The organism is Okeania sp. SIO3I5 (assembly GCF_010672085.1).
Lineage (GTDB): Bacteria > Cyanobacteriota > Cyanobacteriia > Cyanobacteriales > Microcoleaceae > Trichodesmium.
The window spans coordinates 1-16711 of the sequence record NZ_JAAHHT010000211.1; the positions used below are offsets into that span (position 1 = coordinate 1).

17 protein-coding genes and 1 pseudogene are annotated in these 16711 nt (G+C 36.8%); 12 read left to right on the top strand and 6 right to left on the bottom strand.

Features of this window, described 5'->3' with window-relative positions:
* From F6K40_RS31150 to F6K40_RS31170, 5 genes are all read left to right on the top strand, one after another.
* On the top strand, positions 1-2963 hold a 2963-nt coding region (locus F6K40_RS31150; RefSeq protein ID WP_293141594.1), incomplete at its 5' end, for a TolC family protein.
* Between the two features lie 454 nt (positions 2964-3417).
* Positions 3418-3723 (top strand): 2Fe-2S iron-sulfur cluster-binding protein, encoded by a 306-nt coding sequence (locus F6K40_RS31155; RefSeq protein WP_293141596.1) that lies wholly within the window; start codon positions 3418-3420, stop codon positions 3721-3723.
* Between the two features lie 43 nt (positions 3724-3766).
* Positions 3767-3871: a photosystem II reaction center protein PsbM gene (gene psbM / locus F6K40_RS31160; protein ID WP_094672641.1), complete on the top strand. Its 105-nt coding sequence runs from the start codon at positions 3767-3769 to the stop codon at positions 3869-3871.
* A gap of 45 nt (positions 3872-3916) precedes the next feature.
* Positions 3917-4057, top strand: coding sequence for a hypothetical protein (locus F6K40_RS31165; protein WP_293141598.1), 141 nt, complete (start codon positions 3917-3919; stop codon positions 4055-4057).
* Positions 3999-4187 carry a hypothetical protein gene (locus tag F6K40_RS31170; protein WP_293141600.1) on the top strand — a complete coding sequence of 63 codons (189 nt, stop codon included), beginning with the start codon at positions 3999-4001 and terminating at the stop codon, positions 4185-4187. The genes F6K40_RS31165 and F6K40_RS31170 overlap by 59 nt, the downstream gene beginning before the upstream one ends.
* Positions 4188-4329: 142 nt before the next feature.
* On the opposite strand, the gene F6K40_RS31175 is transcribed toward F6K40_RS31170, so the two are convergent.
* Positions 4330-5175 carry a universal stress protein gene (locus tag F6K40_RS31175; RefSeq protein WP_293141602.1) on the bottom strand — a complete coding sequence of 282 codons (846 nt, stop codon included), beginning with the start codon at positions 5173-5175 and terminating at the stop codon, positions 4330-4332.
* Positions 5176-5279: 104 nt separating this feature from the next.
* Here F6K40_RS31175 and F6K40_RS31180 point away from each other — a divergent pair, with 104 nt between their 5' ends.
* A complete protein-coding gene (locus tag F6K40_RS31180; RefSeq protein WP_293141604.1) occupies positions 5280-5765 on the top strand; it encodes an acyl-CoA thioesterase in 486 nt (161 codons plus the stop codon).
* Positions 5766-5787: 22 nt separating this feature from the next.
* Here F6K40_RS31180 and F6K40_RS31185 read toward each other — a convergent pair.
* Positions 5788-5982: pseudogene (locus F6K40_RS31185) on the bottom strand (Uma2 family endonuclease); the annotation flags it as partial.
* Positions 5983-6173: 191 nt separating this feature from the next.
* Positions 6174-7010: a Uma2 family endonuclease gene (locus tag F6K40_RS31190; protein WP_293141622.1), complete on the bottom strand. Its 837-nt coding sequence runs from the start codon at positions 7008-7010 to the stop codon at positions 6174-6176.
* 473 nt (positions 7011-7483) lie between these two features.
* Between F6K40_RS31190 and F6K40_RS31195 the strand changes: the two genes are divergently transcribed.
* The 3 genes from F6K40_RS31195 (at position 7484) to F6K40_RS31205 (ending at position 9564) form a co-directional block, all read left to right on the top strand.
* Positions 7484-8680: a peptidase U32 family protein gene (locus F6K40_RS31195; RefSeq protein WP_293141606.1), complete on the top strand. Its 1197-nt coding sequence runs from the start codon at positions 7484-7486 to the stop codon at positions 8678-8680.
* A gap of 255 nt (positions 8681-8935) precedes the next feature.
* Positions 8936-9355, top strand: coding sequence for a hypothetical protein (locus tag F6K40_RS31200; RefSeq protein ID WP_293141608.1), 420 nt, complete (start codon positions 8936-8938; stop codon positions 9353-9355).
* A 35-nt stretch (positions 9356-9390) separates the two neighbouring features.
* On the top strand, positions 9391-9564 hold the full coding sequence (locus F6K40_RS31205; RefSeq protein WP_293141610.1) for a hypothetical protein: 174 nt from the start codon (positions 9391-9393) through the stop codon (positions 9562-9564).
* A gap of 94 nt (positions 9565-9658) precedes the next feature.
* Here the strand turns inward: F6K40_RS31205 and F6K40_RS31210 are convergent, their stop codons facing one another.
* Together F6K40_RS31210 and F6K40_RS31215 are read right to left on the bottom strand one after the other, a co-directional pair.
* Complete coding sequence (locus F6K40_RS31210) at positions 9659-10126, bottom strand: hypothetical protein (RefSeq protein WP_293141611.1); 468 nt, start codon at positions 10124-10126, stop codon at positions 9659-9661.
* 95 nt (positions 10127-10221) lie between these two features.
* Positions 10222-10731, bottom strand: a complete 510-nt coding sequence (locus F6K40_RS31215) for a DUF6232 family protein (protein ID WP_293141613.1) — start codon at positions 10729-10731, stop codon at positions 10222-10224.
* A 536-nt stretch (positions 10732-11267) separates the two neighbouring features.
* On the opposite strand from F6K40_RS31215, the gene F6K40_RS31220 reads away from it, so the two are divergent.
* Positions 11268-13028 (top strand): mevalonate kinase family protein, encoded by a 1761-nt coding sequence (locus F6K40_RS31220; protein ID WP_293141615.1) that lies wholly within the window; start codon positions 11268-11270, stop codon positions 13026-13028.
* Positions 13029-13037: 9 nt separating this feature from the next.
* Here the strand turns inward: F6K40_RS31220 and F6K40_RS31225 are convergent, their stop codons facing one another.
* A complete protein-coding gene (locus F6K40_RS31225) occupies positions 13038-14303 on the bottom strand; it encodes a phthiocerol/phthiodiolone dimycocerosyl transferase family protein (RefSeq protein WP_293141616.1) in 1266 nt (421 codons plus the stop codon).
* A 1018-nt stretch (positions 14304-15321) separates the two neighbouring features.
* Here F6K40_RS31225 and F6K40_RS31230 point away from each other — a divergent pair.
* Together F6K40_RS31230 and F6K40_RS31235 are read left to right on the top strand one after the other, a co-directional pair.
* Entirely contained in the window at positions 15322-16494 is a 1173-nt protein-coding gene (locus tag F6K40_RS31230; protein ID WP_293141618.1) for a U32 family peptidase, read from the top strand.
* A 19-nt stretch (positions 16495-16513) separates the two neighbouring features.
* Positions 16514-16711: hypothetical protein (locus tag F6K40_RS31235; protein ID WP_293141620.1), on the top strand; the 198-nt coding region annotated here is incomplete at its 3' end.

A 16711-nucleotide genomic window follows, 5' to 3' on the forward strand; every position in this document is an offset into this window, starting at 1 on the left:
ATTCTAGTTTATTAGATTTGCTAGAGTCAAAGCCAGGAAATTCTGAGGTAGAAACTGAAATTAATCCGACCGTAGAGACTAACTTTCAACAGTCAATTATTTTGGAGGAGAAAGATACTGAAAAATTCAATCCAAACTCCAAGAAATTAGCAGACATCGGCAACAATTCTAATTCTAGTTTATTAGATTTGCTAGAGTCAAAGCCAGGAAATTCTGAGGTAGAAACTGAAATTAATCCGACCGTAGAGACTAACTTTCAACAGTCAATTATTTTGGAGGAGAAAGATACTGAAAAATTTCATCCAGACTCCAAGAAATTAGCAGACATCGGCAACAATTCTAATTCTAGTTTATTAGATTTGCTAGAGTCAAAGCCAGGAAATTCTGAGGTAGAAACTGAAATTAATCCGACCGTAGAGACTAACTTTCAACAGTCAATTATTTTGGAGGAGAAAGATACTGAAAAATTTCATCCAGACTCGAAAAATTTAGCAAATATCAGCCAAAAATCTAATTCTAGTTTATTAGATTTGCTAGAGTCAAAATCAGGAAATTCTGAGTTAGAAACTGAAATTAATCCGACTGTAGAGACTAACTTTCAACAGTCAATTATTTTGGAGGAGAAAGATACTGAAAAATTTCATCCAGACTCGAAAAATTTAGCAAATATCAGCCAAAAATCTAATTCTAGTTTATTAGATTTGCTAGAGTCAAAATCAGGAAATTCTGAGTTAGAAACTGAAATTAATCCGACTGTAGAGACTAACTTTCAACAGTCAATTATTTTGGAGGAGAAAGATACTGAAAAATTTCATCCAGACTCGAAAAATTTAGCAAATATCAGCCAAAAATCTAATTCTAGTTTATTAAATTTGCTAGAATCAAAACCAGGAAATTCTGAGGTAGAAACTGAAATTAATCCGACCGTAGAAACAACCTTTAAACAATCAATTAATTTGGCAGATAAAGATAGTGAAAAATTCAATCCAGAGTCGAAAAATTTGGCAGAACTAGGTAAATCAAATTCCAGTTTATTAGACTTGCTAGAGTCAAAGCCAAAAACAGAAAATTCTCAAATTGAAACAGCAAAAATCCAGACAAACTTAAAGCCATCAACACCAGAAAATCAGAATCAACAAAACCAAACAAATAATCTCAAAACAACATCCCAAAGAAATCCAATCCTGGGAAATTCTTACCAAGTGATGACCAGTATCAATCGCGCTCCAACAATGGCAACAATAAATGATTTATCCCAGATTGAAACCCAGGCATCCGTACTAAATAATCCCCAAAAACGTAATAACTCTCCAATTATATTATCAGGTAGAACTAACCAAAGTTTAGTATCAACTATTCAACGTCCGCCTACCTTTGGCAATACTTCAAAACAGCAAAATTCTGTTCAGATAATGACAAATCTCAATCCAACTTCAACTATTACTACAGTTCCTAATTTAGCCAGGATTGAGAATCAAAAACATTCATCAAATAATAGTACCTTGATTATTGCTCAACAAAACAGTGAAAGTTTTCCTCGACCAGTGCCAAATGGAACCTTACAAACCAATCCTCCCCCTCAAATAGAACCAAATTCCAATCCACTATATTCTCCCAATACTCCCGATCAAGTACAAATAAAAGAAACAATACCAATTACTTTACAGCAAGCTATTGATTTAGCCCGACGAAATAACCCAGAAATCCAAGTTTCTCAACTAGAAGTTGAAAGTAGTAAAGCTGCTCTGCGAGAGGCCAAAGCTGACTTATGGCCTAGTCTGACTTTTGACTCAACAATACAACGTACAGAAAGTGCTAGTGGTGACTTGCAAGCACAAGCTCAACAACGGGTAGCTGAGGTAACAGGACAAGACCAATTCATAGACACTGATATTCAAAATTTCCCTGTCACAACTTTTACCAATTCATTTCAATTTGATTATGACCTTGGTCTTGGTAAAGCTCGTTCTTCCCGGATTGGAGTTGCTAGGGAACAAATGCGTCTACGAGAATTAGATCTAGAGAGAGCTTCAGAACAATTGCGCTTGGATGTATCTGACGATTACTATAATTTGCAACAAGCAGATGGACGAGTCAGAATTGGAGAAGCTGCTGTGAGAAATGCTCGGAAAAGTTTGGAAGATGCGGAAGCTTTAGAAAGAGCAGGAGTCGGAACCAGATTTGATGTATTGCAATCTCAGGTAACATTGTCAAATGAACAACAAAACCTGACAAATGCACTGCGAGATCAACGTAGTGCCCGACGTCGTTTGGCAGAAAGATTAAGTGCCAATGAGTCGATCAATTTGACTGCTGCCGATCCAATTGAGCCAGTTGGCTCTTGGTTTCTATCTTTAGATGAAACAATTGTGGCAGCTTTTCAGAACCGAGCTGAGTTAGAACAGCAGTTAGTGCAAAGAGACTTAAGTGATGAGCAGCGCAAACTAGCTCTTTCTGCAGTCAGACCAAGTTTGAATTTCTTTGCTACCTACGATGTTTTGGCGTTAACTACTGAAAACCAAAGTTGGCGAGCAGCTAGGGGTTGGGCTGATGGCAGTACAATAGGACTAAGGTTCAGATGGAATTTCTTTGATGGTGGTCAAGCGAGGGCAGCGGCCAGACAAAGTATAATAGATGGACAGATTGCCGAAACTAGATTTGAGCAAGTTAGAAATCAGATTCGTCGGGAAGTTGAGGAAGCTTTCTTTAGTTTGGAGGCTAGCTTTGAAAATATTTCTACTGCTGAGTTGGGTGTGGAACAGGCGAAGGAAGCTTTACGTTTGGCGAGATTACGATTTCAAGCAGGTGTGGGAACTCAGTTAGAAGTTATTGAACAGGAAACAGATTTGACTAGAGCTGAGGATAATTTGTTAACGGCGATTATTGACTATAATCGGTCTTTGTCAGAACTGCAACGATCTGTGAGTAATCTTCCTGGTGGGAATTTGTCAGATATTCCCTGAAATTCAAAATTCAAAATTCAAAATTCAAAATTTAGGTGATAGCTGACGGCTGTCTACAATAATTACCTATTTTTTCTCAAGTTAAAGCGGATCAATTCAAAATTCAAAATTCAAAATTCAAAAGTTAGCTCATAGCTGACCGCTGTCTGGAAGAATTACCTATTTTTTCTCAAGTAAAGTTGTCAGGACTTACGCAGAGACACTATATATAGCGTCATATAGGGTTCAAAAACTATAACGTTATAAATATTTAGTGTTTAGAACTCAAAAATGCGTAAGTCCTGGTTGTGTACACCAGAAAATTCAAAATTCAAAATTCAAAATTTAGATGATAGCTGACGGCTGTTTGCGATAATTACCTATTTTTTCTAAAGTAAAGTTGTGTAAAGCAGAGTAGTAAGTTAGAATCTTTAATATTAGTTAACATTTTATTACAATAAATTAATAAGTCATCATGGCTAATATTAAGTTTGCAAACGAAAATCAGGAAGTAATTGCGGCAGATGGGGCCAACTTAAGGATCAAGGCTCTAGAAAATCGCATTGACATTTATACCTTTGCAGCCAAAATGATGAATTGTGGTGGCTATGGACAGTGTGGGAGTTGTGTAGTAGAAATTGTTGAAGGTATAGACAATCTTTCACCTCGTACTGCAGTAGAAGAAAAAAAGTTGAAAAAGAGGCCCTCTAATTGTAGATTAGCTTGTCAGACCCTAGTTAATGGTCCTGTGGTTGTGAAAACCAAACCAAAACGCAAATAATGATATTCTTATTTTGTGGTATTTCAACTCAAGGTGGGTAATCATGGAAGTTAATAATTTAGGGTTTGTAGCAACCATTTTGTTCATATTTGTGCCAGCCGTTTTTTTAATCATTTTGTATATTCAAACTGGCAACAACGAAAGCTAAAAACTTAGCAATTTACAAAAGAAAAAATCAAGTAGGAGCAAAATTTTGAGATTATGCTCCTACTTTATTAATGTTATTAATATTTACTTGGCAGGGGAAATATCTAGGGTGTGCGGAAAAAAGCAGAGTGTGGGAGGGGTGGGGAGTGTGGGAAGTGTGGGAAGGGTGGGAAGAGAGAGAAAGTAGGATTAATAATTTTACCTTAATTTTTCCGTGCTTGTCTATCCAAAATCCTAACATGCATTTTGATGAAGACCTAAAAACCAGGTACTTTTTCCATAAAAAGACTAAAACCTTTATCTGTAAATACTTTTAGATTTAATCAGCAAGCCATATCTATAGCCAAAAAAGAATTGTTTAGGAAATTACTGATGATGAATCAAGATTGCGGAAATGTTTTTCCAACTGTTCCCTATTCCCTATTCCCTATTCCCTATTCCCTATTCCCTAATATAACTTTAGCGGACTAAAAGTACAGGACAATTAGCATAAACCCGTACATAGTCTGATGGAGAATTTCCTAATAGTCTATCAAGGTCTACAAGACTCTTAGCAATTGATGGACGGCGATCTGGTGAACTCAAGATTAATAGATTCACATTCAACTCCTGGGAGATTTTACAAAGTTCTGGCCCAGGTTTACCACTACCAGTAACACAGCGATATTTTTGAATCCCCTTTCTTTTCGCTTCTTTTAAAGCTTCTGCTAAAATAGGTTCTTTTTCCGCATCTGATGTGTAATCTTGACTTGATTTACCACTAACATCTTTCTTAATATAACTCAAGATTAATTGTCCGCCAGAAATTTGATTCACCAAATCAATACCCAACTGTAGACAATTTTTGGCTTCCTCTGATGAGTCTAGGGCAACCATCACATTTCTAATTTTTTTGACATAGACATCATCTTTTACAAGTAGCATTGGACGGGAAGTTAACTGAAAAACATATTGACTAACAGAATTTTTCAGGATAGCTTCGAGTTTGCCTAATCCCCGGGAACCCATGATAATTAAGTCAGATTTTTCTTCATCAGCTATTTGAGAAACAATATCTTTTGGGTCTCCTTGTTTGAGTCGGGGATTGACTTTAGTTGAATCTACCTTTAAAGACTCGACTGCCTCTGCCAGAATTTTCCCACCTTCTTCTAACTTGGCGGACATACCTTGGGCACTAGGTTGAGGGGGTACAACATGTAATACAGTCACAGATGCTGTTTGGAAATAGGGAATTTCTATCAACATATTCAGCATCTCTTCACATAGTCCCCGACCAGCAACAGCTAGCAAAATTTTGTTTATCATATCTTATGTTAAGCAAACCAGATAATAATAGTCTTTTAAACTAGCATAAATCCCTAATGGCAATGGTAAGTTTGAGAAATGTAGAGTTTTAGCAACTTTTGTAAATGGCCTCATCAGAAGAATCTGAATCTCAGTTACCTACAAGTAAAATTGAAAGTCAATCCTCTCAGAAATCAGAAGCTTGGTTTGAATATGTAGTCCGGGTTCATCCGCACCATACTGACTATGCTGGTGTTGTTTGGCATGGAACTTATATTTCCTGGATGGAGGAGGCGCGAGTTGAAAGTTTGCGTTCTATTGGTATTGAACTTGCTGAGTTGGTTAATCTCGGTTGCGAGCTACCAGTAGTCGAACTTTCGGTACGTTACCATAAACCTGTAAAGTTCGGTATGGTAGTTGTGGTTAAGGCCCGCCTGGCAAATACTGAAGGAGTCAGGTTAGAGTGGGATTATCAAATTCAATCTTTGGATGGTCAGGAATTATATGTTACGGCGAAAGTAACATTAGTAACTATTGACCGAGAAAAAGGTAAAATTATGCGTCGTTTACCTCCACCTATAAAAGAAATTTTGACAAAGCTTTCTACGTAATTTAGGATTTTTTTCTTTACTAATTATTGCCTTGTACTGGATACCAAAGCAAATCTCCAGCGACAAAGACTCCAGGATTTTTGGCAAATAGCCATGCTAAATTATCGTAGATTAACGTTATCCAACGAAATTGAACTGTATTATCTGCAATTGGTTGGCCATCACTATCGGGATAAACAATTTCTCGATGGGTTTGAGTTTCGAGTTGTTTCACCATCGTTTTTTTCTTCAAAGTTTCCACAAAATCTCTGTATTTTAATCAGGACTTAGGCAAAATATCAAATCAGACACCATCTGTGGGGGCAATTCGCCCAATTAGCAGCATAACCCAGGAAGGAAATTGCCCCTACTAGATATGGTAGTTTTGCGTAAGTCCTGATATAGCTTTTAGCAAACAGCTATCAGCTATCAGCTATCAGCATCTATTCCTGCTTCTCGAAGTAACTGTTCTAAACGTTTGGCACGTTCCTCAGCAACTTCTTTGGCCTGACGTTCCTCTTCTTTGGCCTGACGTTCCTGTTGGAGTGCTGACTCAGTAACTTCTCTGGCCTGACGTTCCTGTTGGAGTTCTGATTCAGCAACTTCTTTGGCCTGACGTTCCTGTTGGAGTTCTGACTGAGCAACTTCTTTGGCCTGACGTTCCTCATCCAATTGTTCTTGGACTTCGTTCAACTTTTGCTGAACTTCCAGATAATGTGCAAATGATTGACCATCTGGACGATATAATTGCAAAGTTTCGGGCAGCACCTCAAACCGAATTCCCAAGCGTGGGGAAACCCAACCATTCATCTCATCAATTACATTCAGTAAGGAACCAGAACGTAACCATCCAGTCAAATCATTTTTTTGCGGGTCATACAAATAATACTCCTCCACACCATAATTGTCATAAAATAGGAGTTTCTTACTCATCTCCTTTAAAGTATTTCCTGGAGAAAGAATTTCAAACACTACTTGGGGAGCAATATTATTTTCTTTCCATTGCTGATAAGAACCCCTATCCCCTTTCGGTACTCCAAACGCCACCATGATATCTGGCGCTTGACGCAAATCATCGCCTTGTACTGGATACCAAAGCAAATCTCCAGCGACAAAGACTTCAGGATTTTCAGCAAATAGCCATGCTAGATTATGGTAGATGACCATGATCCAGCGAAATTGAACTGTATTATCTGCCATTGGTTGGCCGTCACTATCGGGATAAACAATTTCTCGATGGGTTTGGGTTTCGAGTTGTTTTACCATCATTTTTTCCTCAAAATTTCCGCAAATCCTCTGTATTTATAATTATCAGGACTTACGCAGAACCACCATATCTAGTAGGGGCGAATGGCATTCGCCCTCTACAGATAACGTATTGTCTAAGATTTTGCGTAAGTCCTGATTATATAGCTTTCAGCAAACAGCTATCAGCTATTAGCTCAAGTCAAATAAGCTAAAATATTCAAGTCGATCACCTTTTCCCTTGGGTTTGGAGACCAAACCCCTACTGGACTGTTTCATCTTAAATGGTGCGTTACTTTTTGGTTATGGGAAGACAAGGAAGACAAGGAAGACAAGGAAGACAAGGAAGACAAGGAAGACAAGGAAGACAAGGAAGACAAGGAAGACAAGGTGGCAAGGGATAAAAAATCTAATGCACACTTTTAGATGAAACAGTCCACTACAATAAAATGTTACAACCTATCTAGGATTACTATATCAATAATATAAATAATATGTGGAAACCAGAATTATTAGCTCCTGCTAAAAATCTCGAACGTCTAAAAGTTGCTGTTACCTACGGCGCGGATGCTGTTTATGTGGGAGGGCAAAAATACGGTCTGCGAGCGCGAGCAGATAATTTTTCTGACTATGACTTGGAATATGGGGTAAATTTTGCTCACGAAAATAATGCTAAAGTCTACCTGACTCTGAACGCTTTTCTTCATGATGATGATTTTGAGGGATTGGCAGAATATTGTCAGTTTCTGGAATCTATTGGTGTTAATGGAGTTATTGTTTCTGACTTGGGGGTTTTGCGAGTGGTGAAAAATAGTTCTAATCTTGATATTCATCTCTCGACTCAAGCATCTTGTCTCAATTCTTATGCTGGTGAAATGTGGAAGCAGTTTGGGGTGAAGCGTCTGATAGTGGGGCGAGAAGTTAGTGTTGCAGAGGGTGGGGCAATTCGATCGCAAACTGGCATTGATGTGGAAATGTTTGTGCATGGTGCTATGTGTATGGCATATTCTGGTAATTGTACAATCTCCAATTTTACTGCTGGCAGAGATTCTAATCGTGGTGGTTGTATTCAGTCTTGTCGTTTTCCCTATCAGTTGGCGGAAAAAACAGACGATCGCCCGGTTACTTTTATGTCTTCTAAAGATTTATGGGGTATTCATCAAGTAGGAGCGTTTTTTGAGCATCAAATTTGTTCTCTGAAAATAGAGGGGCGGATGAAATCATCGTTTTATGTGGCGCTGACTTGTAGAGCTTATCGGCAAGCGATCGATGCTTATGCAGCAGGGAGGTTAACTCCAGAAATGTTGAATCAAATTGTTGCTGAGTTAGAGTCTATTCCTCATCGTGACTATGATTCTGCTTCGTTAGAAACTCCTGCGGGGAATGATTCTGTGTATAAGCAGTTGGAAAGTAGTAGGGGGACTCACGAATATTTGGGAATTGTGATGGAGACAACAGCAGAAAATATTGTTTTGCAACTGGTTGAGTCTGTAGCAGTGGGGGATGAAATTGAGATTATTCCAGTGCATGGGGAAGTAATGCGGTGGCAGGTGAGTCAGTTAGTTTCTGTGGTAGGCGATCGCTTGGAGAAAATGCGAGCGGGGAATGTGGTTTGTATTCCTAAAAATGTAGCGCCTGACATTTTAAATAATGTAGAGAAATTGAATGTTGTTAGAGTCGCGCCATTTTAATTGGTAAAGATGTATAAATAAGGGTAGGAGTCAGGAGACAGGAGACAGGAGACAGGAGGAATGGGTATGGGAGTGAGAAGGCAGGAGGAAGATTATCCCTTGATTTTTCAGCCAATAGTCAACCCTTTCATCCTCACTTTATGCAGCTCTTGATTAAGGAAAACCTTGTACTTTTTCAAGTATTGGAAAAGCTTAAACCTTTAGGAATCAATGCTTTTAGATTTAATCAGCAAGCCCTAATTAAAATAAATAACTATGCTACAACCAACAATGAATCAGATTTGGGAAAATTTAGAAAAATTATCTATAACATCCCTAGAATTTATTGCCATAGAACATTTGCAATACTCTAATTTTAAAATATTTGGATATTGGGATGAAAACGATAATTTCTATGATGAAGTTATTTTAAAACAGCCTTTGTATGTAGATTTAGCAAGTTATTCAGTAGGTAAAAATTTGCAAGGAAATCCACAAGAATATTGGATAAAACTCAAATTTTTGCTAATACCAGATGTAGAGATATCAGCAGAGTCAGAAAAATCTTTGATAACAGATAATACTATTGGGGAAATGACTTTGATTTTGGATGCAAATTTTAAATTTATTGACGAAATTTGGTCTATTGATATTAACTCACCTTTTATTATCACTCAATTTCCTAAAAATCACTAAAACTAACAGAAATGAGTTGTCAGGAGTTAGAACTTATGTTTACTGTAGTAGGCGATCGCTTAGAGAAAATGCGAGCAGGGAATGTGGTTTGTATTCCTAAAAATGTAGCGCCTGACATTTTAAATAATGTAGAGAAATTGAATGTTGTTAGAGCTGTACCAAGGTTAGAACCCAATAACAATATAGAGGTAATATCAACAGAAAGATGATTTGAAATGGTTGTGGTTTGCTATTGTAAGTACAACCACTTCAATGCAGTTATAAGAATCCACAAAATATCTGTAGAGCTTAATTAGACTAGCTCTATTTAGCCTGACTCCAACCTTTAATAGTCTCTAAAGTAATGTTAACATAAGGATTGTCTAAAAACTGCTTAAGAGAGGCTTCACCAGCAGCTTGTAAACCAGAAACCAGTCTACGTTTAAAGCTGGCAGAAGTTTCATCGCTCAGATAAGCAATTTTTTCATCTTGGGTAGCAGTTGGATAATTAACTTCTAGCTGCTTCAGAAGTTGTTGAATTTCCTGGAGAGCTTCTGCCAGAGTTTTTTCCTGGTTAGTTATCTTCACATATTGGTTTGCTTGTTGAGTTGCGTTATCTGAAAGCGTGTTCGCCAATGTGCCGACTGTTGCTTCTCGCAAATCATTGTTGAAAGTGTTATTACATGACTTACCATTAGAGGTGGCTTTTGTATTTGCTGTTATGTTTTCTCCTCCTTGTATCAAGTTACCATTAAACTCACTATTATTTAACTCTACATTTTTGCTTGTCATGTTTATTATTGACCTCAATTACTTATAAATTTTGTACTGCAATCTTTCTTGCTATTAGACTTCTTAAAGATTAGTAGGTGGAAGAAGTGTATTAATTAATTTTTCAAGGAACTTACAGCCTTTGCTCGAACATTTCCTCCCACTCCTTGAACCAAGTTCCCACTAACCGAACTATTGTTAATGGATATCTTGTATGTTGAATCCTCTTCACTTTCAATGAATTTGTATATCTCTGAAATTGTTTTTTCCATTCCTTCTCGAGACGAAGAAAACAATATTTCGTTACCAGAGTTGATAGTTAAGAGTAGACCATATTCTTTAGGCTTAAAAATATTCCAAAATGCACCTAATATTGAAATTATTGTGAGTATCGAACCTACATTATTATTACTGTTAGCAGCCATAATAATTAAGCCTACAATCATTAAGATGATTAGGAAAACCCAAGGAATTCCTGCCGTTTCGACTTCTCCCTCGCTGAAACCAGCAATGTTACTGGTTTGATAGACGCTTTTTCCAAAACGAATTGTTCTCTTTGTAACTAAAATATTACGTTCACCTCTTTTTATGGTGATATTTTTACCGTTTACGAAAGGATTTGACATGAATTTTACTCACTAATAAAGTATAAACATTATGCTATTTTGAGATAATGTGTTGAGCATTTCTCCTAACTGTTGATAATTCATGGTATTAGTCTAGGACTAGCTGTTTTGCACTCTTAGTAGCTTTTAAGTTATATTGTTAGGGGGAATTTTTTTCTTCCTTTTCTTTGACAATCTGAGTCGATAAGGGCTTCAGATTGACAGAAAGCTTTAAACAGCAATATAAACCTTTGCTAACCTAGCTGAAAATTGTCCACTGTAGCACACCCTCAAAAATAGCACTCTAGCTGCCTTAATATTTGTTTTATAAACAGTTTTTAAGGTTCCTATTTTCAAAATAACTTACTCAATTAACCAGACGCTAGGGAGATAAATCTTGACTTTCATAAGAGATAAATCTTATTCTCTGAATCATCTGTATTCAGAGGAATAAGTAGAACTCAATAGGTAATTATTCAAGATTTATTTATAGGTTTCAACCCATGCTTGTATATGCTAACTTTATATACTTCTATAACCAATTCACTAATTAATATATGAATCGTCAATTTTTAGAGGAACAAGCCCAAAAACATAACCTTACTGATGAACAAAAAAACGTTTTTATGGAAACTGTAATCTGTTATAGTCCGCAAGAAAACGTAGAACAATCTCATCAGCGAGTTGCCAAGAAACTTTCAAAATCTTCAAAGAGAATTCGCGATATTTTAACCGGAATTTACTCAGCTTTTGAGCTTGATAATATTAAACGTGGAAAATTAGACAAATTAATAAATTTGTTAGGTGAAGAGTACAAAAAAAATTACAGGGAAGAACCTGGTTATAGCTCAAGAAGCTTTGAGGAAATCCTGCAAAAATGGAAACGAGGTAAAAAGATAATTTACAGCGCACCAGCAGCTACATTTTTTGCAGGTGAACACGCCGTGGTTTTTGGTCATCCAGCTATTTATTATCCACTACCAATGAGGCTTTTTGTTCACATAGAACCCGATAAAGATAGAAGTGAAATATATTGGAATGAATATAAAGCTCCAGACCCAAATAATATTAATAATATTGATTCAGTGGTTAATATAAAAGATTATGGTCGTTGCGGTGTTCCTGATCAAACAGAAGCACTTAATAGATTATTTCAATCAATTATACGTCCTTTTTTAAAGGAAAAAATAGGGTTAAAAATCAATGTACTTAGTAGTTTTCCAATAGCTGTTGGCTTAAATTCTAGTGGAGCATTTTCGGTTTGTCTTGCTAAAGGATTAGTTGATAACTTTTTAGACATTGAAAAATTCAAGAGTTATTTTGATATTAAGGAAGCAAACATAGATAGAATAGTTTTAATATTAGCGTGGGCTATAGGAAATTGTTTTCATCACTTTAGTTCAAGTGGTGCAGGAATTCATGCTTCCTTTTATGGAAGACAAGGAAAACATCCGATATTTTATTGTTGTTCTAAGCGTTCAAATTTAGTTCACCGAATAGCATTAGGATACAAACCAGTAAACTTAGGACAAGGAGAAAAAGCCATAAAAAACATATTGTCAATCAAAACTTTTACTTTCGATCCAGCAATACCTATTACTTACTCTACAGAAAATACTAAGAACCCTAATATTCCAATTAATTTATCACCCTATCCTAGCCCACCAAACTACAATATAACTGTTTTATATTCAGGTATTCATAGTAAAACAGGAGCAGTTTTAGCTGATTTTAGTGGTATTCGTCGTTTTGTTCCAGGTTCTCTAGAAAGAGTCAATTATGTCTATGAACAATTTAATGCAGCATTTCCAGATTATGGTATTCAGAAATCTATAGATATTCATTCTGAAATATTAGAGAATATTTATTTAAACCAAAATATAGAAGATAAGGATCAACAACTTAAGTGTGCTTATAAAGAACTAATGACCGAAGCGTTAGGAAATCTTAGTATCGGAATGTTAAACTCATTATTATCAGACTGGAAGTTAATTCCAGAATTAATAAATACTTGTCAATGTTTGCTTTCTAACGGAGGAGTTTCTGCTTTAGAAATAGATGCTTTTGTTATTCAGTTACAAGCTCAAGCAATACAGCATCAACTGAATAATCAAGAAACCTTGATCAAAATAGGAGCAAAGTTAACGGGAGCTGGTAAAGGAGGAGATATTATAGTCTTAAGCTTATATGAACCTGATGTACATAAAGACTTGATTGAAAGAGTAACTAACCACAATTATACTAATCATTTTTCCTGTTTCGTATCTCCCGATATGAAGAATATTCGAGTAGAAGGAGTTAAAGCTGAATCGCCATAAAACAATAATTTAATAAGTTACACGACATAATATAGATATAGTTGAATTAACTAAAGCATTTACTGTATCTTGACTAAGAATTGGTTGAGAGTATATAAAGTTCAAAATCATTTTATTTTCAAAGGTTGAAACAGCAACAGAAAAAACACTTCCTAGAACATTTAAAGATACAGCATAACTAATTTTTTCTAGTTGAAATAGACCATAGTCTGATGAAATTTTTACTTTGCCAATATTAGTGACAAATATAGACAAATAACTCCGCTCAGGATTGTTTAAAATATACTTTGTTCCTTCACGATAAGATAAAATAACATTGTAAATTTCTGGTGTTTTTAATCTTGCTTTAACTTGTGCTGTTACCTGTCTCGCTAAATCCCAGAATGATGTTTCATTATTAACAGTATGAAAAGAATTTAAAGCAGAAACCAGCATGGCAATATTTTCATCACCAACAGGTGGATATACTCGTCTTCTCATATCCACAGAAGAACGACAACTAAAATAAAAATCTTTGTTTTCTTTTTTTAAATGTTTAGCTAATGCTAACATCATTGCCGAACATATTGCTCCATGAACTGTTGTTTTTTCTTGTCTAGATCGCTCAATTATCTGTTCAGTAAAATCGGTATTTAGCTGTTTTTGAATTAATCCACAGCGACGTTGTTGATGAGGTACATATTTTTCAAAAGGAAGTGTATCAATTTGTCTGTTTAATTTTGGTAATTCTTCATTTTCTACAATGTAATTAGCAATTATTTTTTCCAGAGATGGATAACTTTCCAACTGATTAACTTGAGGAATTTGATTATTTGATGCGATTTTCTGACAAAAACTAATAATTTCTGAATGTAAGTAAATACCACACATTGCATCTGCAATTGCATGATGAATTGTAGTGATTAAATAATTGTTTGTGCTTTTTTCACTTGCTTTAATTAGAGTAACTCTAACCAAAACTTTTTCACTGTCAATTTTTGTACTTAATTCATCAATAACAAGAGTCTGCCAATATTCCGGAGATGAATTCAAAACAACCTTTAAAGGTATTTGCTTTGTACCTTCAGTTTTAAAGATGAAATTATCTAGCACCTCTACAATATGAGAATTTAATCGAGGATGACGAATTTGAACTAAATCTAGGGATTTTCTCAAAACTTCTGGATCTAGAAATCCTTTTATTTGACTAATTATTACCACATTTAATGAGTTGGCATAGCGATTAAAAAGTTCCATACCTTCTTCCATAGCAACAAGCTTTCTATCATCAGTCATATTTTCATCCTAGCTAAATAAATGTTAAAAAATTTCTTGATAATCGATTATGGCCATGCTCATAATAGGTGAATGTTGCCTTCTTTGAGCAGTTTTTCAAATCTAGATTTGTTGGTTCCTGCTAAAGTGCTGGCTTGCCATAAAGTTAGTTTATCAGTTTAAAATAGCATAATCGCAATTTATAGTTTTAATTCGGTTTCTGTCATACCAGAACTGGTTAAGGTTTCATCGGGAATAATTACGCTCATGGTTATTGGTTAAAATTGAGTTACTATAGTGTTTGATTTTATTATAATCCTTAATAATATGAGGCTTTGTTGTAATAGCCATAGAAAATCCGTTCCGCTTTTCGGTTGCCAGAACCGACATGAAAGGTGAACCTAGTGGCAGCTATATCACCCTATTTCTATAGATTGATGCGCTACCATTTATTGGCCAATAGTTAAATGGCTAAAAGCCTTTACAGGTAAAAGTTTCAGCCTTTTTTTAGAGGGAGGAGGGAAAGATTGATGTTTGATTTATTTATTGGACAATAGTTGTAGAAGTCAGGACTTACGCCGAACCGCCATCTCTTGGTGCGCGTTCCCTCTCTTAGTCAGCATTCCCTCACAGGAGTGCGCATTCCCTCTCTTGGTCGATTGGATATGGCGAGGAAACCTCGCCATTTCTCGACCGCTTGCGACTTTCCTCTTGCAGAGGAGCTACGCTTTTTCCTGACGGAATGCTCCGCAAACATGTCGCGCAGCGTTAGCGGAGCTTTGCGTCAGCAAAACGTCGTCGCGGGGTCGCACCGCTTGCGCCTATCGGCGACGCGGGGTCTGACCGCTTGCGACTGGCGTCGTCGCGGGGTCGCACCGCTATCTAGTAGGGGCGAATGCCATTCGCCCTCTATGGATAGCGTATTGTCTAAGAATTTGCGTAAGTCCTGAGAAGTATGAAGTACATGGATCTTGGATCTTGTGCGGTAGCTATATGCTTGTCTAGCAACAAAGCCATAATATAATAGAAATTTTTTTCCATGCAATTTAACACTTTTGTCTCATCCATCAACGATTTAAACAGGTGCGTCAACGCCCCCAACTTACAAGAAGTTCTACTACAACCAACGCTTCTTGCTAGACAAGGGCAACTCTCACAACAACAAACACAATCATTAGCATCAACCGCAACAGAATATGGTTTGTGCCCAGTATTGGTGTGGGATATTTTGATGCCAGAACAAGTGATGAATCAAATTTGCCAACAACTGACTCAGTGGGATATCAGCAAATTTGCAGCAGTGCGGGTTGCCGATCCAGGAGCAGCTTGGTGGTTGAAAACTCATCACCCAAATATACCACTACAGTTAATTGTAGAAACAGGTAATCACAATTTAGAAGCATTGCGGGGTTGGTGCGCTCTTTTTCCTGACTCTTTGGAACGTTTGATATTATCTATCGAACTACCAAAGAAAAAATTGATTGAATATTGTCAAACTCTGCCCGTTGCTTGTGAAGTTTTGGGAGTCGGGCAAATTTTGTTGTTTTATTCCCCACGTTCCCTATTGTCTCCACATTTGTTAGATTCTGACTCAGAACAAAAATTTCCCCTGCAAACTATTGTGTCATCAGAGGATAGCAATAACCGACTTTTGCGAACTTTGGAAACAGTACATGGCACGTTTATGTTTTTGGATAAGGATCAATTTATTCTGGAGCAACTTGAGGGTTTACAGCAGGGTGGTTTGCATACAGTATGTTTAGACTTGCGACATTTCGGAAGAGATGGTGATGTGGCAGTGGATATTGATAAAATTTGTAGTCAGATTTTAACTGATCCTGTTTCTTTACGGAAAAATTGGGCGAAACCAACCCAATCAACTTTTTTTAAAGGCAACCGCACTACTTCTATGTTTCCGCGAATGAAATCTAAGCACAAGTTAGTTCAATATCGACAAGATGTTGGTTTAGCTGAGGTTTTAGCTGGAGAAAGTGGAAATTATGTTGTATTTCAAAGTTTGCGATCTTTTGCCGTTGCTCAAATTGAGAAAATAATTATACCTACCGGGGAAGAAATAGAAATTCCAGCAGAAATAGTATTTCGGAACTTAAATGGTGAAGTAGTTGAGTCATGCGAGCGCGAACAAATATTAATTACAGACTGGATTAAAAAAGCGATGCCAGGTTCATTATTGTTAGGTAGCGCTAGCTGAAAAAAGCAAAGGGTGGGAAGTGTGGGAAGTTTGGGGAGGGTGGGAAGTGTGGGAAGTTTGGGAAGTGTGGGAAGTTTGGGGAGGGTGGGAAGTGTGGGAAGTGTGGGAAGTGTGGGGAGGGTGGGGAGTGTGGGAAGTGTGGGAAGTGTGGGAAGTGTGGGAAGAGTGGGAAGTGTGGGAGGTGTGGGGAGTGGGGGAGGTGTGGGAGGTGTGGGAA